This is a genomic window from Streptomyces sp. L2 (assembly GCF_004124325.1).
Classification (GTDB): Bacteria; Actinomycetota; Actinomycetes; order Streptomycetales; family Streptomycetaceae; genus Streptomyces.
In genome coordinates this window covers 5,392,038-5,411,450 of the sequence record NZ_QBDT01000001.1, presented here as the reverse complement: position 1 = coordinate 5,411,450, position 19,413 = coordinate 5,392,038, and the positions used below count along the sequence as shown (strand labels likewise).

General features: G+C 70.4%; 21 protein-coding genes and 1 tRNA gene. 4 read left to right on the top strand and 18 right to left on the bottom strand.

The features are described from left to right. Positions 1–88: 88 nt before the first annotated feature. From DBP14_RS24155 to DBP14_RS24120, 9 genes are all read right to left on the bottom strand, one after another. Positions 89–322 carry a hypothetical protein gene (locus tag DBP14_RS24155; protein ID WP_003976229.1) on the bottom strand — a complete coding sequence of 78 codons (234 nt, stop codon included), beginning with the start codon at positions 320–322 and terminating at the stop codon, positions 89–91. Between the two features lie 3 nt (positions 323–325). Next, positions 326–499: a hypothetical protein gene (locus DBP14_RS36210; protein ID WP_164992396.1), complete on the bottom strand. Its 174-nt coding sequence runs from the start codon at positions 497–499 to the stop codon at positions 326–328. A gap of 361 nt (positions 500–860) precedes the next feature. Next, positions 861–933, bottom strand: a tRNA-Ala gene (locus tag DBP14_RS24145). Between the two features lie 156 nt (positions 934–1,089). Next, complete coding sequence (locus DBP14_RS24140) at positions 1,090–1,758, bottom strand: histidine phosphatase family protein (protein ID WP_129309216.1); 669 nt, start codon at positions 1,756–1,758, stop codon at positions 1,090–1,092. After that, positions 1,755–2,201: a ribosome silencing factor gene (gene rsfS / locus DBP14_RS24135; RefSeq protein WP_129309215.1), complete on the bottom strand. Its 447-nt coding sequence runs from the start codon at positions 2,199–2,201 to the stop codon at positions 1,755–1,757. Before rsfS ends, DBP14_RS24140 begins: the two co-directional genes overlap by 4 nt. A 154-nt stretch (positions 2,202–2,355) precedes the next feature. Then, complete coding sequence (locus DBP14_RS24130; RefSeq protein ID WP_129309214.1) at positions 2,356–4,101, bottom strand: LCP family protein; 1,746 nt, start codon at positions 4,099–4,101, stop codon at positions 2,356–2,358. Positions 4,102–4,117: 16 nt separating this feature from the next. Beyond that, a complete protein-coding gene (gene nadD, locus DBP14_RS24125) occupies positions 4,118–4,909 on the bottom strand; it encodes a nicotinate-nucleotide adenylyltransferase (protein ID WP_206739336.1) in 792 nt (263 codons plus the stop codon). A gap of 56 nt (positions 4,910–4,965) precedes the next feature. Continuing rightward, on the bottom strand, positions 4,966–5,130 hold the full coding sequence (locus tag DBP14_RS36205) for a hypothetical protein (protein WP_164992395.1): 165 nt from the start codon (positions 5,128–5,130) through the stop codon (positions 4,966–4,968). A gap of 226 nt (positions 5,131–5,356) precedes the next feature. Beyond that, the gene (locus DBP14_RS24120) at positions 5,357–5,521 is read right to left on the bottom strand and encodes a hypothetical protein (RefSeq protein ID WP_129309213.1); all 165 of its coding nucleotides are present in this window, start codon (positions 5,519–5,521) and stop codon (positions 5,357–5,359) included. Between the two features lie 104 nt (positions 5,522–5,625). Here DBP14_RS24120 and DBP14_RS24115 point away from each other — a divergent pair, with 104 nt between their 5' ends. Next, positions 5,626–6,732 (top strand): M48 family metallopeptidase, encoded by a 1,107-nt coding sequence (locus DBP14_RS24115; protein WP_129309212.1) that lies wholly within the window; start codon positions 5,626–5,628, stop codon positions 6,730–6,732. Between the two features lie 102 nt (positions 6,733–6,834). Here DBP14_RS24115 and DBP14_RS24110 read toward each other — a convergent pair whose 3' ends face one another. From DBP14_RS24110 to proB, 5 genes are all read right to left on the bottom strand, one after another. Further along, positions 6,835–7,905 carry a hypothetical protein gene (locus DBP14_RS24110; RefSeq protein WP_129309211.1) on the bottom strand — a complete coding sequence of 357 codons (1,071 nt, stop codon included), beginning with the start codon at positions 7,903–7,905 and terminating at the stop codon, positions 6,835–6,837. 89 nt (positions 7,906–7,994) lie between these two features. Beyond that, positions 7,995–8,564 carry a hypothetical protein gene (locus DBP14_RS24105; RefSeq protein WP_129309210.1) on the bottom strand — a complete coding sequence of 190 codons (570 nt, stop codon included), beginning with the start codon at positions 8,562–8,564 and terminating at the stop codon, positions 7,995–7,997. A 123-nt stretch (positions 8,565–8,687) separates the two neighbouring features. Further along, positions 8,688–9,974 (bottom strand): glutamate-5-semialdehyde dehydrogenase, encoded by a 1,287-nt coding sequence (locus DBP14_RS24100; RefSeq protein ID WP_129309209.1) that lies wholly within the window; start codon positions 9,972–9,974, stop codon positions 8,688–8,690. 158 nt (positions 9,975–10,132) lie between these two features. After that, positions 10,133–10,558 carry a hypothetical protein gene (locus DBP14_RS24095; protein WP_129309208.1) on the bottom strand — a complete coding sequence of 142 codons (426 nt, stop codon included), beginning with the start codon at positions 10,556–10,558 and terminating at the stop codon, positions 10,133–10,135. A gap of 200 nt (positions 10,559–10,758) precedes the next feature. Continuing rightward, a complete protein-coding gene (gene proB / locus DBP14_RS24090; protein ID WP_129312065.1) occupies positions 10,759–11,940 on the bottom strand; it encodes a glutamate 5-kinase in 1,182 nt (393 codons plus the stop codon). 832 nt (positions 11,941–12,772) lie between these two features. On the opposite strand from proB, the gene DBP14_RS24085 reads away from it, so the two are divergent. From DBP14_RS24085 to DBP14_RS24075, 3 genes are read left to right on the top strand one after another with little or no spacing between them, the layout of a single operon-like run. Next, positions 12,773–14,362, top strand: coding sequence for a CDP-glycerol glycerophosphotransferase family protein (locus DBP14_RS24085; protein WP_241741021.1), 1,590 nt, complete (start codon positions 12,773–12,775; stop codon positions 14,360–14,362). 3 nt (positions 14,363–14,365) lie between these two features. Further along, positions 14,366–15,082 (top strand): IspD/TarI family cytidylyltransferase, encoded by a 717-nt coding sequence (locus tag DBP14_RS24080; protein ID WP_129309206.1) that lies wholly within the window; start codon positions 14,366–14,368, stop codon positions 15,080–15,082. After that, complete coding sequence (locus tag DBP14_RS24075; RefSeq protein WP_241741020.1) at positions 15,079–16,152, top strand: NAD-dependent epimerase/dehydratase family protein; 1,074 nt, start codon at positions 15,079–15,081, stop codon at positions 16,150–16,152. Before DBP14_RS24080 ends, DBP14_RS24075 begins: the two co-directional genes overlap by 4 nt. A gap of 93 nt (positions 16,153–16,245) precedes the next feature. Here DBP14_RS24075 and DBP14_RS24070 read toward each other — a convergent pair whose 3' ends face one another. The 4 genes from DBP14_RS24070 to rplU form a co-directional block, all read right to left on the bottom strand. Further along, the gene (locus DBP14_RS24070) at positions 16,246–17,061 is read right to left on the bottom strand and encodes an acyltransferase (RefSeq protein ID WP_129309205.1); all 816 of its coding nucleotides are present in this window, start codon (positions 17,059–17,061) and stop codon (positions 16,246–16,248) included. Positions 17,062–17,231: 170 nt separating this feature from the next. After that, the gene (obgE, locus tag DBP14_RS24065; protein WP_129309204.1) at positions 17,232–18,677 is read right to left on the bottom strand and encodes a GTPase ObgE; all 1,446 of its coding nucleotides are present in this window, start codon (positions 18,675–18,677) and stop codon (positions 17,232–17,234) included. A gap of 121 nt (positions 18,678–18,798) precedes the next feature. Beyond that, positions 18,799–19,053, bottom strand: coding sequence for a 50S ribosomal protein L27 (gene rpmA, locus DBP14_RS24060; RefSeq protein WP_023550764.1), 255 nt, complete (start codon positions 19,051–19,053; stop codon positions 18,799–18,801). A gap of 14 nt (positions 19,054–19,067) precedes the next feature. Then, positions 19,068–19,388 (bottom strand): 50S ribosomal protein L21, encoded by a 321-nt coding sequence (gene rplU, locus DBP14_RS24055; RefSeq protein WP_006132815.1) that lies wholly within the window; start codon positions 19,386–19,388, stop codon positions 19,068–19,070. Between the last annotated feature and the right edge of the window lie 25 nt (positions 19,389–19,413).

The following is a 19,413-nucleotide window of genomic DNA, read 5'->3' as shown; positions in this document are numbered from 1 at the left end:
TGGGCGGATACGGGGAGAGATGTCCCGGTTCGCCGCCAGGGCCGCCCCCTACGGACATCGTTGCCGAGGTCCGGTCGCCGGGGCCGGGTCAGGCCGTGACGAAGGAGTAGAACCTCTTGAGGGTGCAGTGTTCCTCAAGCAGGCGGCCGTAGATCGGCTCGCCCTCCAGCTCGCGGTACGTCTCGATCGGGTCGCCTTTTATGATCAGCGCCCGAGCGCATTCCTCGCACCAGTACTGGTAGTCGGGATTGACCGGCTCCATGTCACGGACGATCGGCGTACCGCTCCCGCACCAGTCGCACTTTCGCCTGTGTGCACCCATCGATCAGCTCCAGCTGTGGCCGCAGGCCGTGCACACGTAGGAGATCCCGCCGTTGTCGCCGAGGACTTGGGCGACGTGCGCGGAACCGCAGGAAGGGCAGCTGAGCCGGGTGATCGTGTCCCGTATCCACGCCGCACCGAGGAGGTGGTCGGCCTCCTCATGGATGCTCGCAGGCATCGCTACTCCCTCCCGTCGGGACGCGCCCCCTTCCGGCCGTTTGATTCTGCCACGGCCGGGCCGATACGGTCAGCGACGCCTCAGTACCAGTCCGGACACAGCCCCCACCGCGGCCGTCCGCGCCGGCACCCACACGCTCACCGACAGCGCCTCCGCAGAGGTATACGCCCGCGGGGCCCCGAGTGACTCAAGCCGGCTGAGGAACAGTGTGCCGAAGGCCGCCCGATCGATCAGCCGACCGAAGCGATCAGCCGGCCGAGCCGGGTGACGGTCGCCGGCAGGGGGAAAGCAGAGAATCCCGCCCCCTGGGGGACGGGATTCTCATCACCGATCTTTGGCAACTCGACCGAGTGCCGATCTGTGGAGCTAAGGAGAATTGAACTCCTGACCTCCTGCATGCCATGCAGGCGCTCTACCAACTGAGCTATAGCCCCTGGCCCCACGCGGCGGAGCCGCATGGTGTTTCGCCCCGCTCGGCGGGGCGAACAAGAAGAACTTTAGCCTGCGACCTGCCAGAAAGTGAAATCCGGGGTCCGGGGGCCCGGCGTCCCCGGTCGTCCCCGGTCGTCGTCAGTCGTCGTCAGTCGTCGTCAGTCGTCGTCGCCGAGTACGGGCTCCGGGAGGGTGCCCGCGTTGTGCTCCAGGAGGCGCCAGCCGCGGGCGCCCTCGCCGAGCACGGACCAGCAGCAGTTGGAGAGGCCGCCGAGGCTCTCCCAGTGCGGTGCCTCCAGGCCGAGCAGCCGGCCGATGGTGGTGCGGATGGTGCCGCCGTGGCTGACCACCACGAGGGTGCCGTCCTCGGGCAGCTTCTCGGCGTGCCGGAGCACGACGGGAGCGGCCCGGTCGGCGACCTCGGTCTCCAGTTCGCCGCCGCCCCGGCGGACGGCCTCGCCGCGCTTCCAGGCGGCGTACTCCTCGCCGTGGCGGGCGATGATCTCCTCGTGCGTCAGCCCCTGCCAGACGCCCGCGTAGGTCTCGCGCAGGCCCTCCTCGCGGGTGACGTCGAGGCCGGTGAGGGTGGCGAGCTCGGTGGCGGTGTGCGCGGCCCGCCGCAGGTCCGAGGAGATGATCGCGTCGGGCTTGAGGGAGGCGAGCAGCCGGGCCGCGCGGCGGGCCTGGCCGACACCGGTCTCGGTCAGCGCGACGTCCGTGGAGCCCTGGAAGCGGCGCTCCAGGTTCCAGGAGGTCTGGCCGTGCCGCCACAGGATGACGCGGCGGCCCCGGCTCTTGCGGTCGCTCACCTCACCGGTGGCGCTCATCGCCAGTCACCGCCGGGCTCCTCGCCGGCCTCGTCGGTCTGCAGCCTGGCGTGCTCCTCGGCCTTGCCGCGGGTGGCCTTGGCGTCGGCGGGCAGCTCGAGCTCGGGGCAGTCCTTCCACAGCCGCTCCAGCGCGTAGAACACGCGCTCCTCGCTGTGCTGGACGTGGACGACGATGTCGACGTAGTCGAGCAGGACCCAGCGGGCCTCGCGGTCGCCCTCGCGGCGCACCGGCTTGGCGCCGAGTTCCTTCTGCAGGCGCTCCTCGATCTCGTCGACGATCGCCTTGACCTGGCGGTCGTTCGGCGCGGAGGCGAGCAGGAACGCGTCCGTGATCGACAGGACGTCGCTGACGTCGTAGGCGATGACGTCGTGGGCGAGCTTGTCGGCCGCCGCCTGGGCGGCGGTGTTGATGAGCTCGAGGGAACGGTCGGTGGCGGTCACTACGTAGCTTTCGGTCGGTGGCAGGGGTCGGCTGGGGGCGGGGGTCGGCCGCGCGGGGCACGGCCCGTCGGCGGTCACCAGACCTCAAGGGTCTCACGGACCGCCGGGCGCACCCCACGTGATGACCGGATCACGCGGGGCTGCCCGGCCGCCGTCAGGAGGAGGAGGGCTTGTAGTCGCCGCCCAGGACGACGGAGACGTCGGCGCCGGAGGAGACGGTGCCCTTGGTCACGGAACCGGTGGACAGGCCGAGGGTCTTGGCGACCTCGGTGGCGTTCTCCTTGTCGGCGGCGTCCTGATAGACGACCTTCGAGGTGGCCCGGGTGCCGCCGGCCGAGCCGCCCTCCAGGAAGGTGAAGCCGCCGTTGAGGAGCACCACGCGGGCCTTCTCGGTGTCGTCCTTGACGCCGGTGGCGTTCTGCACGGAGACCCGGACCGCGGAGCCGGCGTCGGGGCTCTTGGCGGTGCCGCCGAGGATGTCCTTGACCACGCTGTCGCTGGTGTGCGGGCTGAGGGTGCCGTCGGCCTGCACGGGCAGGAGGGCCGTCTTGTAGTCGCCGCCCTTGGCGAGGTCGGCGAGCTTGGCCAGGAAGGCGCCGAGGTCCTCGTCGGTGAGGGGCGGGTCGAGGATCTGCGCGAGGGTCTGCACGGTGGTCGTGGCCCCCGCCGGGTCGGTGGACATCTTGCGCAGCACGCCCTGCATGACCTGCCCGAACCGCTCCAGCTGGGCGTTCTGCGCCTCGCCGGGGGCGCGGTAGGTGGCGTAGGCGACGGCCATCTTCCCGCTGAGGGTCTGGTCCTGGCCCTTGTGGACGAGCGGGGCCGAGCCCTTCTTCTTGGAGTCCGGGTCGGGCACGTCGGCGTTGGTGTCGATGTCGATGTTGCCGACCAGCTCGACCAGGTTCTGCAGGTAGGGGGTGTCGAGGCGCCAGGTGCCCTGGATGCTGGTGCCGAGGACGGTGTCGAGCTGGTCGCGGGTGCCGGACGCGCCGTCGCCGCCCACGGACTTCGCCAGGGTCGTGGTGGTGCCGTCGTCGCCGGTGAGGGCGAGGGAGTTGGGCAGCAGGACCGTGCTGCCCTGCTTGGTGGTGGTGTTGTCGACCAGCAGCGCGGTCGAGGTGCGGCTCGTGCCGGTGACGTGCAGGTGGACGACGATCACGTCGCGCTTCTGGGCGCCCACGGGCGTGGCCGTGTCCGCCTTGGAGCCGGAGGAGGACAGGCCGGGCAGCTTCCCGGCGTACCAGAGGTAGCCGACGCCGCCGACGGCCACGAGCGCGAGGACGACGAGGAGGGCGATGATCCGGCCCCGGGCGCGGCGGCGGGCCTCCTCGCGGCGCTCGGTGCGGTTCTCGGTGAACTTCAGCCAGTCGATGACGTCCTCGGAGTCGTCGGCGGGCTCCTCGACGAAGGCGAACTGCTCGGTGCGGTACTCCGGTTCGGCGGCGGACGCCTGTTCCGCCGGCCGCCCGGGCCGGGCGGCCGGTGCCTCCGGCTCCTCGACGGGGCCGGACTGCTGCGGGATGTAGGCGGTCTGCTCGGCGGCCCGGCGCTGCTGCCCGCTGTTCGACGCCTGCCCGTAGGGGTCGTACGGGGCGGCGGGGCCCTGGCCGCCCGGTGCGGTGCCGGCGCCGTAGGGGTCATGTGCCGCGGGGGCGCCGTAGGAGTCGTAGGACGGCTGCTGACCGGTGGCGTAGGGGTCGGAGGAGGGCGTCTGCTGCGGCCGGCCGGCGGCGTACGGGTCGTAGCCGTAGCCCTGCTGGGGGTACGGGTCGTAGGGCTGCTGCGGAGGCTGCTGTGCCGGGACCTGCCGGTACACCGGCTGCCCGTACTCGTCGTAGCCGACGATCTCGTACGGGCCGGCGCCGTACCCTGCGTCTCCCGCGTCGTATCGGTCGTTCACCGGTGCCCCTCTCGGCTCACTCGCCGCGGTACAGCTCGCGCTTGTCGATATAGCGCACGACTCCGTCCGGCACCATGTACCAGATGGGTTCGCCCTTGGCGACTCTCGCACGGCAGTCTGTGGAGGAGATGGCCAGCGCGGGGACCTCGACGAGGGAGACGCCGCCCTCCGGCAGGCCCGGGTTGGTCAGGTGGTGACCGGGGCGGGTGACGCCGATGAAGTGCGCGAGGGAGAACAGCTCCTCGGTGTCGCGCCAGGTCAGGAGCTGGGCGAGGGCGTCGGCGCCGGTGATGAAGTACAGGTCGGTGTCGGGGTTGAGCGCGCGTAGGTCACGCAGCGTGTCCACGGTGTAGGTGGGGCCGCCGCGGTCGAGGTCGATGCGGCTGACGGAGAACTGCGGGTTCTCGGCGGTCGCGATGACCGTCATCAGGTAGCGGTCCTCGGCCGGGGAGACGTCGCGGTGGGACTTCTGCCACGGCTGGCCGGTGGGGACGAACACGACCTCGTCCAGCTGGAACTGGGCGGCGACCTCGCTGGCCGCGACCAGGTGCCCGTGGTGGATCGGGTCGAACGTTCCGCCCATGACGCCGAGACGGCGCTTGCCCGTGCGGGCGGGGCCGTGACCCGGCCGGAACGCCGGGGTGCGCACGGTGCCGACGGCCGTGTCCGTCGCCTCGGCGGCCGTGTCCGTCGCCGTGGCGGCCGAGCCGTCGTTCCCGGCGGCGTGGCCGGGGGTGCTCAGCGCGTCACCGGCGGCGCGTGCGGCCGTCTCGTTCGCCGGACCGGTAGGCATGTCCTGCTCTCCCATGCGTGCAGACCCTACCGGCCCGGTCCGCGCTGCCCGGCCGGGGCCGGGCTCCCGGGTCAGCGGTCGCGGTTGAAGCGGGTGGTGATCCACAGCAAGAGCAGGAGGACGGCGAGGGCGCTGCCGCCGGTGACGGCCGGGTTGAGGCTTTCGTGGTGGCCGCCGTGCTCTCCGCCCTCGGCGGCGAGGGTGACCAACTGGGCAGCGGTGCTGTGGAAGCTCATCTTCGGCAGGACCTATCGCGTGTGGGCGGGATAAAGATGTCGGCTCATCGTATGCGGGCGCCCTGGCGGCGCTCACGCCGACTCCGCCGTTGGGGACGGACGGGGGGCCGGGCGACCGGTCGCGGGGGTCTCCTCAGGGATCTTTTCGGGGATCTCCCCGGGGCTCTTCCCGGGGCTCTTCCCGGGGCTCTTCCCGGGGCTCTTCCGCGGGAACTTTCGGCCTTGGTCAGTCGTCCTTCTGCTTGTAGCCGCGCAGCAGGAACCAGGCGGTCAGCGCGCAGCCCAGGATCATCACGACCAGGACGACCCGGAGCAGGTTCCCCGTCCCGTGCTGCTGGACGGCGCTCGTGGCGGCCTCGGTCAGCCAGGTGGCTGCGGGGTGGTGCTCCATGACGTGGACTCCTTCGGCTGTACTGCCCGTCCACCGTATCTCCGCCTAGGCTGGGCCCCGCCTCGGGGGCACAGTGAGCAACTCACACGCACATGGGGGAAGACATGTCCGACGACAGCCACGAGCAGACGGGACGCGAGCGCGTGCCCAGCAGGCAGCGCAGGCGCTTCCCGGAGATCTCCTCGCGTGCGTACGAGCACCCGGCCGACCGGTCGGCGCTGGTGGCGCTGCGCAAGCTCAGCGGCTTCGACACCGTTTTCAAGGCGCTGAGCGGGCTGTTGCCGGAGCGGAGCCTCAGGCTGCTGTTCCTGTCCGACTCGGTGCGCGTCTCGGAGCGGCAGTTCGCGCATCTGCACGACATGCTGCTGGACGCCTGTTACATCCTGGACCTGGAGAAGGTCCCGCCGATGTACGTCAACCAGGACCCGCAGCCGAACGCGATGTGCATCGGGCTGGACGAGCCGATCATCGTGGTCACCACCGGGCTCGTCGAGCTGCTCGACGAGGAGGAGATGCGGGCGGTCGTCGGCCACGAGGTGGGTCACGCGCTGTCCGGTCACTCGGTGTACCGCACGATCCTGCTGTTCCTGACGACGCTGGCGCTGAAGGTCGCCTGGATCCCGCTCGGCAACCTGGCGATCATGGCGATCGTGACGGCGCTGCGGGAGTGGTTCCGCAAGTCGGAGCTGTCGGCGGACCGGGCGGGGCTGCTGGTGGGCCAGGACGTACGGGCCTCGATGCGGGGCCTGATGAAGATCGCGGGCGGCAACCACCTGCACGAGATGAACGTGGACGCGTTCCTGGAGCAGGCCGAGGAGTACGAGGCGGGGGGCGATCTGCGCGACTCCGTGCTGAAGATCCTGAACGTGCTGCCTCGCTCGCACCCCTTCGCGACGATCCGGGCGGCCGAGCTGAAGAAGTGGGCCGAGTCGCGGGACTACCAGCGGATCATGGACGGCCACTATCCGCGGCGCACCGAGGACAAGGACACCAAGGTCAGCGACTCGTTCCGGGAGTCGGCGGCGAGCTATGCGAGCGACGTGAAGACGTCCAAGGACCCGCTGATGAAGCTGGTCACGGACCTCGCGGGCGGCGCCGGCGATCTCGGCGGCCGGGTCCGCCGGGGCTTCAACGGTTTCGCGAGCCCGCCGCCGTCGAAGGGCGACCCGCGGGACACACCGGGGGACACCCCGCCGCGGGACGAGAACTAGAGGCGCCGCCGTCCGCGGAGGCCGGCTCCCGCCGCGGTTTCGGCGACTGCCGCGCCTGGGGGCCCGGCCCGGGGACCGGCCCTCCCCTGCCCGCCGCCCCCGTCACACCTTAGGCTCCGCCGTCGTTGCCAGGGTGCCGCAGAGGGACGGGGTGCCGGCCGGGGCGAAGGGGTCGGTGCCGGCGGGGGCGCCGGGACGTGCGGTGGTCCCGGCCAGGAGGGGGCGGAAGTAGCCGGTGGCGTCGTCGGCGCACGAGAGGGGGCCGGCCTCCACGTCGGAGACGGTCAGCTGGGTCTGGCCGACGCGCAGGTCGTCGCGGTCGAAGCGGAACGTCAGCGCGCGGCGGACGGTGAACAGGGACACCTGGGCCCTGGCGCCGGCGCCGGCCGGGCGGAGGGCGTAGACGACGACGGTGTCGGCGGTGACCTCCAGGGTGGCCGCGTCCGTCTCGACGGCCTGCAGGGTGCCCTGGTCGCGGATGCCGGTGTCGGCCAGTTCCACCCGGGAGGGGTCGAGGCGGACCACCCAGCCGGTCGGGCTGTGCCGGCCGTCCGCCGCCGGATGGTCGAAGCTCTGGTCGAACTGGTCGAGCTGGTCGCCGTCGAGGAGGGCCCGGACGCCGCGGACCTGGTGACCGGTGACCACGTCGGGGTTCGCGGAGGAGCGCACGATGTAGGTCCGGGCGATGGTCAGCGCGGCCGTGACCTGGCTGTCGGAGAAGTGCGCGGTGGCCCGGACGGCCGGGAAGGGGATCCCGTCGGCGCCCGGCTCGAAGCCGGCGGCGGGGCTGTGCCGGTACAGGGACGCGACATCGGCGGCGCCGGGCACCGTGCCGAGGGGTGCGAGCGGGACGACGGTCATCCGCAGGGGCTGCACGGGCCGCCGGGCCTGCGGGATGCCGGTCGGGTGGCGGATGCCCATGACGACGGCGGTGGCGAAGGCGACCGCGATCAGCAGGAGCAGGACCAGTGCCTGCCGGGACAGCCCCCGGTGCAGGGGCGGGCGGCGGCGTACGGCGGGGGCGTGGTCGCTCACACGCTCCTGTGCGGAGGATTCCTGGAGGCGGGCAGCGCGGACGAACGACTCGTCGAACACGACGGATCGGTACTCGTCCTCGGCACCTCCGGGGCCGCCCTCGGGTGTCCCCTCCGGTGGGTCTCCAGGCCCGCCCATACTTTCAGGGTAGGTCGCGTGGGCCCAGGGTAAACGCCCTGTTCCACCACAACTTCTGACAGGTCCTCAGCAAATCCGCGCAAGCGCGCTCAAGGGGAGCGCGGGCTGGCCGGGACGGCCGGCTGGGAGGAGTCGGCGGAGGCCGACGGAGCCGCCGCGCTCTGCTCCAGGCCGGTGGACGCGGGGGCCGGCTCCCGGTCCCGGGTGTCCGCGGAGGAGGCGCCCCGGTAGACGGCGGCGAAGGCCAGCGCGACCATGCCGATGCCCATGACGAGCGCGAGGACCCAGGCGACGGGCCGGTGCCAGCGGACCTGTCTGCCGTAGGGGCCGAAGCCGCGGTGGCCCGACAGGAGGTAGGTGTCGTCCGGCTCGTCGTCGTCGCGGTCATGGCCGAAACCCGCGCCGTCGGGGCTGTACGCCTCGTCGTAGCGGTCGGCCCGGGTCCGGGCGCGGCGGGCCTCCGCCTCGGAGGCCTCGGCTCTGGCCTGGGCGGCCGCCAGGAGGCGCTCGACCGCGGTCGGCTCGTGGATCACGGCCGCGCGTACGAAGGCCTCGTCGAAGACCACGGAGGCGAACTCTTCGTCCGACACTCCGCGGTCGTGGTCGTCGTCGGGCTCCCAGCCGTCAGGGAACGGCGTGCCCCCCACGTCCTCCGGCACGGGTCCAGAGTAGACCTGGGGGGTCAATTTGGGCAGACGGTATGGAAATTCATCCGCCTGCCGAGACGTCTCCGCGGCCGGACCGCACGGGGTCCGGCGGCGCGGCCGGGCGCCGGGCCCGGCTCAGCGGCGTACGTGTCCGTCGCCGGTGACGATGTACTTCGTGCTGGTCAGCTCGGGCAGGCCCATGGGGCCGCGGGCGTGCAGCTTCTGGGTGGAGATGCCGATCTCGGCGCCGAAGCCGAACTGGCCGCCGTCGGTGAAGCGGGTGGAGGCGTTCACGGCGACGGTGGTGGAGTCGACCAGCTGGGTGAAGCGGCGGGCGGCCTGCTGCGAGGTCGTGACGATCGCCTCGGTGTGGCCCGAGGTCCACAGCCGGATGTGCTCGACGGCCCTGTCCAGCGAGTCCACGACGGCGGCGGCGATGTCGTAGGAGAGGTACTCGGTCTCCCAGTCCTCCGCGGTCGCCTCGACCACGGTGGCCCTGGAGTCCTTGGCGTGGGCCAGCACGCGCGGGTCGGCGTGCACGGTCACCCCGGCGTCGGCGAGGGCGTCGAGGGCGCGCGGCAGGAACTCGGCGGCGATGTCCTGGTGGACCAGCAGGGTCTCGGCGGCGTTGCAGACGCTGGGCCGCTGGGCCTTGGAGTTGATCAGGATGTCGACGGCCATGTCGATGTCGGCGTCGGCGTCGACGTAGACGTGGCAGTTGCCGGTGCCGGTCTCGATCACCGGGACGGTGGACTCGCTGACCACGGTCTGGATGAGGGAGGCGCCGCCGCGCGGGATGAGGACGTCGACGAGTCCGCGGGCCCGCATCAGCTCGCGCACCGAGTCGCGGCTCTCGCCGGGCACCAGCTGGACGGCGTCGGCGGGCAGCCCGGCGCCGCCGACGGCGTCGCGGATCACCCGGACGAGGGCGGTGTTGGAGGCGTAGGCGGAGGCGGAGCCGCGCAGCAGGACGGCGTTGCCGGACTTCAGGCAGAGGGCGGCGGCATCGGCGGTGACGTTCGGGCGGGCCTCGTAGATGATGCCGACGACGCCGAGCGGGACGCGGACCTGACGCAGGTCGATGCCGTTGGGGAGGGTGGAGCCGCGGACGACCTCGCCGACGGGGTCGGGCAGCTTCGCGACGTCGCGGACGTCGGAGGCGATGGCGCGGACCCGCTCGGGGGTGAGGGTGAGCCGGTCGACGATGGACTCGCTGGTGCCGTTCTCGCGCGCCTTGGCCACGTCCAGGGCGTTGGCCTCGACGATCTCGCTGGTGCGGACCTCCAGGGCGTCGGCGATCGCGAGCAGCGCGTCGTCCTTCTCGGCGCGCGGGAGCGGCGCGAGGTCGGCCGCGGCGGCCTTGGCCCGGTAGGCGGCCTGGGTGACCGGGGAGAGGGAGTCGTACGGCGAGAGCGTGGTCATGAGGGAAGCGTAGTGCGCCGTGCGGAGCCGTTCAGCTGTCGTCCCACACCGCGAGACGTGACGAAACACCGCACACGCGGGGCACTGGCACCCGGCAGACCGGAGCGCCTGCGGCCCGCTCAGGGCGCCCCGAACCGGGACGGCCAGGGTGCGGGCCGTCAGAACGGGTGGACCCCCACCGGTGTCGCCGGGGCCGGGCCGTAGCCCTCGGCGATGCGCTGGTGGTAGGTCTCCCGGTCGATGACCTCCAGGCCGACGATCTCCCACGCCGGCAGCCCCGCGCTCTGCCGGTGCTCGCCCCACAGCCGCAGCGCCACGGCGGCGGCGTCGTGCAGGTCGCGGGCCTCCTCCCAGTACCGGATCTCCGCGTGGTCGCCGGCGTATCTGCTGGTCAGCAGGAAGGGGTGGTCGTGGGCGAGCTGCTCCAGGGCGCGCCGCAGATCCGGCAGGGGCACCTTGTCCCCGGAGACGCTGAGGGTGACGTGCCACAGGCGGGGCAGGTCCCTGGGCTCCTCGTAGGTGTCCCCGGCCGCGACGCTCGTCAGAGCACCGCGGGACGCCGCCCCCGGGCGCACTCGTCTCACGACGGCCTCCTTCACGCGAGAACCCTTGACGGAACCTGTCCCTTCAACACGTTCCCGGGGCGCACGCGCCCCTGAGTCAAAGTTGAGCAGGCCGCAGGGCTCAGTGTGGGGGTTTTACGGAACGTCCCCCGGCGGAGGCGGTCGTCCCTCCCCGGTTTACGGGCGGTTCCGCTCCGGCGCGGGCGGGTTCGCGCACGTGTTCACGTGCGGTCTCGGCCCCGCGCTCCGTGCAGGATCACCAGGTCGTCCCGGTGGACGACCTCGCGCTCGTAGGCGGGGCCCAGTTCGCGGGCCAGCTCACGGGTCGAACGCCCGATCAGCTGGGGGATCTCCTTGGCGTCGAAGTTGACGAGCCCGCGGGCCACGGCGCGCCCGGCGGTGTCCCGCAGTTCGACGGGGTCTCCGGCGCTGAACTCGCCCTCCACGGCGGCGATTCCGGCGGGCAGCAGCGAGGTGCGTCGGTCGACGACCGCGCGGACGGCGCCGTCGTCCAGCGTCAGCGCGCCCCGCGGGGTGGAGGCGTGCTGGAGCCAGAGCAGCCGGTCGGCGGAGCGTTTGCCGGCGGGGTGGAAGTAGGTGCCGGTGTCGCCGCCGGCCAGGGCGTCGGCCGCGTGCACGGCGCTGGTGAGCACCACGGGGATGCCAGCGGCGGCCGCGATGCGGGCGGCCTCGACCTTGGTGACCATGCCTCCGGTGCCGACGCCGGCCTTGCCGGCGCTGCCGATCTCGACGCCGGCGAGGTCCTCCGGCCCCCTCACCTCCGCTATCCGGGAGGTGCCGGGCCTGCTCGGGTCGCCGTCGTAGACGCCGTCGACGTCGGAGAGGAGGACCAGCAGGTCGGCGTGGACGAGGTGGGCGACGAGGGCGGCGAGGCGGTCGTTGTCGCCGAAGCGGATCTCGTCGGTGGCCACGGTGTCGTTCTCGTTGACGACGGGGAGGGCGCCCATGGCGAGCAGTTTGTCCAGCGTCCGGGAGGCGTTGCGGTGGTGGGCGCGGCGGCTCATGTCGTCGGAGGTGAGCAGCACCTGTCCGACGCGGACGCCGTACCGGGCGAAGGAGGCGGTGTAGCGGGCGACGAGCAGGCCCTGGCCGACGCTGGCGGCGGCCTGCTGCCGGGCGAGGTCCTTGGGGCGGCGGCGCAGCCCGAGGGGGGCGAGTCCCGCGGCGATGGCGCCGGAGGAGACCAGCACGATCTCCTTCTCTCCCCCGCCCACCCGTCGCCCACCACCACCCTCAACGGAGGCCCTGCGGGCCACCTCCATGTTTCGCACCTTGGCCAGCGCGTCCACGAGGGCGTCGACGCGGTCGGCGTCGAGCCCGCCCGCGGCGGTGGTCAGGGACGAGGAGCCCACCTTGACGACGACCCTGCGGGCCTCGCGCACGGCCTGCCGTGGCCCTGCCGCCTCGCTGCCCGTGTCTTCGTGGTCTTCGTGTCGGTTCGACTGCACGCCCATGTCCACGTGCCGAATCTACGTGAGGGAGGGCGGCCGGCGTGCATTCGTCCAGTACACGGACGGCTCGCGCCGCCACCCGGACCCGGCTCAGGGTCCGGCAGTCTCCCCGCCACCCGGACCCGGCTCACGGGGAGGCCGCCGGACGGGACTGACGAGGCGTCGAGTGCCGTCGAGTGTCGTCGCTCACGTGACGTGCGCCACGGCGGCGGGCGGTCTCCGGTGCGCGGGGCGGCCGGTCTTGACGGAATGTGCGCACGGTGAACGAGATGTGTGCGGCGCACGGCCGGAGAGGCCGCGGCGGAAGGCCAGGCCGGCGGCCACTCATTGCGCAGCGTGATAGTCCGGTGACGATAGGGACGGGGCCGGGTAACCCTCTTTGCCCGTGTCCTGGTGAAAACGGTTTATCCCGGCGGCGTGGCGCTCGTCGACGTATGCGGGCATTACCCTGTGGAACGCGGCCCTTTGAGCCGCCAAGGGGGGAACCAGTGGCCCCCGTCACGACTTAGGGCTGCCCTGGGCCAGTACGCTATGCTCCCACGGTCGCCCCCCCACCTCGCGCAGGCAGGCCCCGTAGCCGTCGCGCAGGCCCTCACAGTTGCGCGGCGGTATCACGGACGGAAGGACAACGATGGCACGTTGCTCTATAGCGACGATTTCCTGGGAGCGCGTACACCTTTCTCTCACCGCGGTCGTCTCGGACTTCACCGGAGATCCTAGTACTCTCCGTTTCCTGATTGTCGACGGTGAGCGCGAGTTTCCGGTGAATTCTCGGCAAATCGATGCCGAACAGCACCGGTTGGAGATCAACGTCACCAACTTCCAGGACCGCCGTCAGGTGCCCAACGGCACGTGGCGTGTCGTCCCGGTCGCCGGCGAGGAGCGGCTGCCCGCCGCGGACTTCGACCTCACGGCCATTGACCGCCTGGACGTGGACTCCCGCACCTTCCTCTACGATCGCAACCGCACCGCGTACGTGATCGCCTTCGGAATCTCGGACGACGACGAGAACCCCGAGTTCCTCATGCGGACGTACCAGTTGTTCCGCAGTGCCGGACCGGCCAAGAAGAAGAAGGGTCCGAACAAGGGCCCGAAGAAGCCGCTCGGCAAGCGCATCGGACTGAAGGTGCTGCCGCGGGCCCGGCGCCGCAAGCTCGCCAACCGCGTCTACTCGCTCTCGCGCCGTCTCAACCCGCCGCGCGGCAACAGGATCCTGTTCGCCTCCGAGATGCGTACCGGCCTCGGCGGCAACCTGGCGCGCGTCCACGACCGGATGATCGAGCGGGGTCTCGACAAGGAGTGGACGTTCAACCACTCGTTCCGGATCCCGTCCACGGCCAACAAGTGGACGACGCTGCGTCTCATCTACCTGCTCGCGACGTCGGACGTCGTGCTGATGGACGACTACTTCGGGCTCATCGCGCAGCTGGGCATCTCCCCGGAGACGAAGATCATCCAGCTGTGGCACGCCGGAAGCGGTTTCAAGTCCGTCGGCTACAGCCGGTTCGGGCGCTACGGTTCGCCGAAGCTGACCAACGCCCACCGCAAGTACACCTACGTGATCACCGGTTCCGAGCATTTGGTGCCGGTGTACGCCGAGGCTTTCGGTATCGAGGAGTCGGCGGTCGTACCGACCGGCCTGCCCCGAATAGACACGTTCCTCGACAAGGAGCGTTCGCGTAAGGTCGTCGAGGACTTCTTCACCGCCAACCCGAAGCTCAAGGGCAAGAAGATAGTCCTGTTCGCGCCGACCTTCCGCGGCAAGGGAATTTCCGACGCGCATTACGACTACGACCGCATCGACTTCGCGAAACTGCACGAGGTCTGCGGGGACAAGTACGTCGTCCTGTTCCGCATGCACCACTTCATACCGGGTTCCGTGCCGATACCCGCGGAATACTCCGACCGGCTGCTGGACTTCGCGTCGTTCCCGGACACCAACGACCTGCTGCAGGTCACCGACGTACTCGTCACGGACTACTCGTCCATCATCTACGAGTACACGCTGCTCGACCGGCCGATCCTGTTCTACGCGTACGACAAGGACAGCTACTCGGTCATCCGTGGATTCCACCGCGACTACGACTCGGTCGCGCCCGGCAAGATCTGCGTGACGTTCGACGCACTGCTCAAGGCCCTGCAGGACGAGGACTTCGACACCTCGAAGGTGGCCCAGTTCCGCGAGGAGAACTTCGACTTCGTCGACACCAACTCGGCGGACCGGGTGATCGACTGGCTGATCCTCGGCGATCCCAGTGACAGGCAGACGGGCGGAGATCACCAGTGGCTCGATCTCGCCCCGGACGATACGGCGCCGGGCGACGAACCGCTCAGTGACCAGTCGGAGGCATGAACCATGAACATCGCATTGCTTTTCGCCGGCGGCATCGGGTCGCGGATGAACTCCCGGGCCCTGCCCAAGCAGTTCCTCGAGATCCACGGCAAGCCGATCATCATCCACACCCTTGAGCACTTCGAGGCCCACCCGGACATCGACGCGATCGCCATCGCGATCCTCCCCGAGTACCGCGAGCACATGACGAAGCTGCTCACGCGGTACGAGATCGAGAAGGTCCGGTGGATCGTCGACGGCGGCAAGACCGGCCAGGAGTCGCGGCACAACGCGCTCAAGGCCGTCGCCGCCGAGTGCCCCGAGGACAGCGTCGTGCTGATCCACGACGGCGTGCGGCCGCTGATCGACGGGAAGCTGATCAGCGCCAACATCGAGACCGTGCACGAGCACGGCTCGGCCATCACCTGCACGAAGTTCAACGAGACCGTGGTCTCCAGCGCGGCCGAGCACGTCGACGACGTGATCCCGCGCGACCACATCTACGCCGCGCAGGCCCCGCAGAGCTTCCGCCTCGGCCAGATCCTCTCGCTGTACGACCGCGCGGTCTCCGAGGGCGAGCACGACTCGATCGACTCCTGCTCCCTGATGCACCGGTACGGCCACAAGCTGTACCGGGTGGTCGGCCCCCGCTCGAACATAAAGATCACCACGGCCGAGGACTTCTACCTCTGCCGGACGTTCTTCGAGATCATCGAGAACCAGCAGATCGTAGGCATGTGAGTTCAGTGACCACCGTCTCCAGCGCCGTCATCGCGCGCGACCTCGACGAGATCCTCGACCGCGACCTGCCGTGGAGTGAGCTGGCCGGCTGCTCCGTGCTGGTCACCGGCGCCAGCGGCATGCTGCCGTCGTACGCCGTCTACACCCTGCTGGCGCTGAACGACAGGCACGGGCTGGGCATCACCGTGCACGGTCTGGTGCGCAACGGGGAGAAGGCCCGGCGGCTGCTCGCGGACATCCTCGACCGCCCGGACTTCCACCTCGTCGTCCAGGACGTGTCGGCGCCGCTCGAACTGGACGGCCCGGTCGACTACGTGATCCACGGGGCGAGCGCCGCACGGCCCGCCCTGCACGGCAGCCAGCCGGTCAGCACGATCAAGGCGAACCTGCTGGGCACGTTCAACCTGCTCGACCTGTGCGTGGAGAAGGGCAGCCGCGGCTTCGTCCTGATGTCCTCGGCGGAGGTCTACGGCGCCCAGGCCCTGGAGACCGAGCTGATCGACGAGCAGAGCTACGGCGGCTTCGACATCCTCAACCCGCGGGCGTGCTACGCCGAGGGCAAGCGGGCCGCGGAGACGATCTGCGTCACCTACCAGGCCCAGTACGGCATCACCTGCCGTGCCGTCAGGTTCGGTCACATCTACGGCCCGGGCATGGCGCTCGACGACGGCCGCGTGCAGGCCGACTTCGCCGCGAACGTGGTGAACGGCAAGGACATCGTGCTCAACAGCGACGGTTCCGGCGTGCGGACGTACACGTACGTGGCCGACGCCATCGCGGGCATGTTCTACGCGCTGCTCCGCGGTGACCAGGTGGCGTACAACGTCGCGGACCCGGCCGGACTGGTCTCCATCCGGCGCCTGGCCGAGCTGTTCACCGAAGTGCACCCGGAGCGCGGGCTGCGCCTGCGGTTCAGCAACGAGTCCGACGAACGCTCCTACAGCCTCACCAAGAAGCAGGGCCTGGACAGCGCGAAGCTGGCGGCCCTCGGCTGGAGCCCGGTGGTCGACCTGCCCGCGGGGCTGCACCGCATGGTGACCCACCTGGAGTCGGCCGCCGGGGCGCGGTGACGCGCCCGCGGCGCACGGCAAGCGTCTGACAGCAGTTCACCCCGGTACGGAGGAATCCGTACCGGGGTGAACTGCTGTGGGGCCGTGTGGGGTTCAGCGGGAGGGCATCAGCTTCCGCACCGCTCGCTTCACCGGGGCCGGGAGGCGCCGGGCCAGGCGCCGCGCGCCCGTGCCGGACTGCTGCCGTACTACCACCGGCTTCGCCGGGACGGCCGACTCGTCGGTGAGGTTCCAGTACTTCGGGGACTTCTCACCCTTGCGCGGGTACTGCTCGTTGGGGCGGCGCGGCACGACCTCGGGGCGCTCCCAGGCTATGTTCTTGCGCACCACGCGGGCCGGCGCCCCGACCGCGACGACGTTGTTCGGGATGTTCGAGGTCACGATGGAACGGAAGCCGATCACCGAACCGTTGCCGATGGTGACGCCGCCCATCACGACCGCGTGCTTCGCGATCCAGACGTGCTCGCCCACGACGATCGACTGGGACGGGTTCATGCGCTTCTCGGTGCGCACGTCGAAGATCGGGTGGGTGTCGTCGCCGCGCACCTCGATGTTCTTGGCGAACATGACGTCGTCGCCGATCGTCACCGACACGCCCTCGACGGCGGAGATGAAGGTGCGGCCGGCGCAGCCGACGTTCTCACCGATCCAGATCCGCGACTCGTGCCCGCAGCGCAATTCGAAGCGGAGACCCGCGCGCTTCTTCGTGGTCGGGCCGATCTCGATCTTCCCGTCGTTTCCCGTGAAGGTGATGAGGAGATCCCGTATATCCGCCTCGGGGCTGATCACAAGGGTATTGTTCGACCCCTTGAACCGGATATCGATCTTGTCCTCGCGGATTTCTCCGTCGTAGACGATCTCATTTCCCTGATCGTCCTTGTAGCGCTCGAGCTTGTGCAGTTGCAGCATCGCATCCGAGGGAACGCCCTAGACCGGGTCAGGTCGGACCAGCCCCTCGCACCTCCGTTCCGGCCTTGGGATCGCTTTTAAGCTATCAGATGACTCTCTTGGTGAGAATTGGCGATCAATGAGGCCGGCACGGCTGCCGCGGTGGTGATTCCCTCGGTGAAGAAAGCGGGCTAGAACGGCTCGAAGTCGTCGTACTCGCGCTCGGTCTCGTCGCGTTCGGCCTGACGGTCGCGGCGGCGCTGCGCCGCGGGCCGGGGCTCCTCGAAGCGGTGGTCCTCGCCGCGGCGGCCGAGCATTTCGGCGCCGGCCATGACGGTCGGCTCCCAGTCGAAGACGACCGCGTTCTCCTCGGGGCCGATGGCGACGCCGTCGCCCGAGCGGGCGCCCGCCTTCATCAACTGCTCCTCCACACCGAGGCGGTTCAGGCGGTCGGCGAGGTAGCCGACGGCCTCGTCGTTGTTGAAGTCGGTCTGCCGCACCCAGCGTTCCGGCTTCTCGCCGCGCACCCGGAACAGCGGCTCGCCGCCGACCTCCTCGCGCCGCACGGTGAAGCCGCTGTCGTCCACGGCCTTCGGCCGGATGACGATGCGGGTCGCCTCCTCCTTCGGCTTCGCGGCGCGCGCCTTCGCGACCAGCTCACCGAGCCCGTACGACAGCTCCTTCAGCCCGATGTGCGCGACCGCCGACACCTCGAACACGCGGTAGCCGCGCGCCTCCAGGTCGGGCCGGACCATCTCGGCGAGGTCCTTGCCGTCGGGGACGTCGACCTTGTTCAGGACGACGATCCGGGGCCGGTTGTCCAGGCCGCCGTACTGCCGCAGCTCATCCTCGATGATGTCGAGGTCGGAGACCGGGTCGCGGTCGGACTCCAGGGTCGCCGTGTCCAGCACGTGCACGAGCACGCTGCACCGCTCCACGTGCCGCAGGAACTCCAGGCCCAGCCCCTTGCCCTGACTGGCGCCCGGGATCAGGCCGGGCACGTCGGCGATGGTGTAGACGGTCGAACCGGCCGTCACCACACCGAGGTTGGGCACCAGGGTGGTGAACGGGTAGTCGGCGATCTTCGGCTTGGCCGCGCTGAGGACGGAGATCAGCGAGGACTTGCCGGCGCTCGGGTAGCCCACCAGGGCCACGTCGGCGACGGTCTTCAGTTCCAGCACGATGTCGTGCAGGTCCCCCGGCACGCCGAGCAGCGCGAAGCCGGGCGCCTTGCGGCGGGCGCTGGCCAGCGCCGCGTTGCCGAGGCCGCCCCGGCCGCCCTGCGCGGCGACGTACGACGTGCCGTGCCCGACCAGGTCGGCGAGCACGTTGCCCGCCTTGTCCAGCACGACCGTGCCGTCCGGCACCGCCAGCACCAGGTCCTGGCCGTCCTTGCCGGAACGGTTGCCGCCCTCGCCCGGCTTGCCGTTGGTGGCCTTGCGGTGCGGGGAGTGGTGGTAGTCAAGGAGTGTGGTGACCGACTGGTCGACGGTCAGGATCACATCGCCGCCACGGCCGCCGTTGCCGCCGTCCGGGCCGCCGAGCGGCTTGAACTTCTCCCGGTGAACGGAGGCACAGCCGTGGCCTCCGTTACCCGCGGCGACATGCAGCTCGACGCGGTCCACGAAGGTGGTCATGGTGGGGTGCCTCCAGAGAGATAAGGATCTTGCCTGTATCAACACGCGAAAGGCGGACCCGCTTCCCGACCGGGAAGTGAGGTCCGCCTCGCGAAACGAAACGCTCGGTCTACGCCCTGTTTCAGGCGACCGGAACGATGTTCACGACCTTGCGGCCACGGTGGGTACCGAACTCCACCGCACCGGCCTGCAGGGCGAACAGCGTGTCGTCCCCGCCACGGCCGACGCCCGCGCCGGGGTGGAAGTGGGTGCCGCGCTGGCGGACCAGGATCTCACCCGCGTTGACGACCTGACCGCCGAAGCGCTTCACGCCGAGCCGCTGGGCGTTGGAGTCGCGACCGTTCCGGGTGGACGATGCGCCCTTCTTGTGTGCCATGTCTCCTCAGTCCCTTACTTCGCAGCCGCGGGGATCTCAGTGACCTTGATCGCCGTGTACTGCTGGCGGTGGCCCTGACGACGGCGGTAGCCGGTCTTGTTCTTGTAGCGCAGAATGTCGATCTTCTGGCCCTTGTGGTGGTCCACGACCTCGGCCTGGACCTTGATGCCGGCCAGCACCCACGGGTCGCTGGTCACGGAGTCGCCGTCGACGACGAGCAAGGTCGAGAGCTCGACCGTGTCGCCCACCTTGGCGGTGGAAATCTTGTCAACCTCAACGATGTCGCCGACAGCAACCTTGTGCTGGCGACCACCGCTGCGCACGATGGCGTACACGCGGATCTCTCTTTCGCTCGAAGAA

Coding starts and splice junctions, on each gene's coding strand:
- DBP14_RS24155 (WP_003976229.1), bottom strand. CDS start 322: ATGGGTGCACACAGGCGAAAGTGCGACTGGTGCGGGAGCGGTACGCCG.
- DBP14_RS36210 (WP_164992396.1), bottom strand. CDS start 499: ATGCCTGCGAGCATCCATGAGGAGGCCGACCACCTCCTCGGTGCGGCG.
- DBP14_RS24140 (WP_129309216.1), bottom strand. CDS start 1,758: ATGAGCGCCACCGGTGAGGTGAGCGACCGCAAGAGCCGGGGCCGCCGC.
- nadD (WP_206739336.1), bottom strand. CDS start 4,909: ATGGGAGAGCAGGACATGCCTACCGGTCCGGCGAACGAGACGGCCGCA.
- DBP14_RS36205 (WP_164992395.1), bottom strand. CDS start 5,130: ATGAGCTTCCACAGCACCGCTGCCCAGTTGGTCACCCTCGCCGCCGAG.
- DBP14_RS24120 (WP_129309213.1), bottom strand. CDS start 5,521: ATGGAGCACCACCCCGCAGCCACCTGGCTGACCGAGGCCGCCACGAGC.
- DBP14_RS24115 (WP_129309212.1), top strand. CDS start 5,626: ATGTCCGACGACAGCCACGAGCAGACGGGACGCGAGCGCGTGCCCAGC.
- DBP14_RS24110 (WP_129309211.1), bottom strand. CDS start 7,905: ATGGGCGGGCCTGGAGACCCACCGGAGGGGACACCCGAGGGCGGCCCC.
- DBP14_RS24100 (WP_129309209.1), bottom strand. CDS start 9,974: ATGACCACGCTCTCGCCGTACGACTCCCTCTCCCCGGTCACCCAGGCC.
- DBP14_RS24080 (WP_129309206.1), top strand. CDS start 14,366: ATGAACATCGCATTGCTTTTCGCCGGCGGCATCGGGTCGCGGATGAAC.
- DBP14_RS24070 (WP_129309205.1), bottom strand. CDS start 17,061: ATGCTGCAACTGCACAAGCTCGAGCGCTACAAGGACGATCAGGGAAAT.
- obgE (WP_129309204.1), bottom strand. CDS start 18,677: ATGACCACCTTCGTGGACCGCGTCGAGCTGCATGTCGCCGCGGGTAAC.
- rpmA (WP_023550764.1), bottom strand. CDS start 19,053: ATGGCACACAAGAAGGGCGCATCGTCCACCCGGAACGGTCGCGACTCC.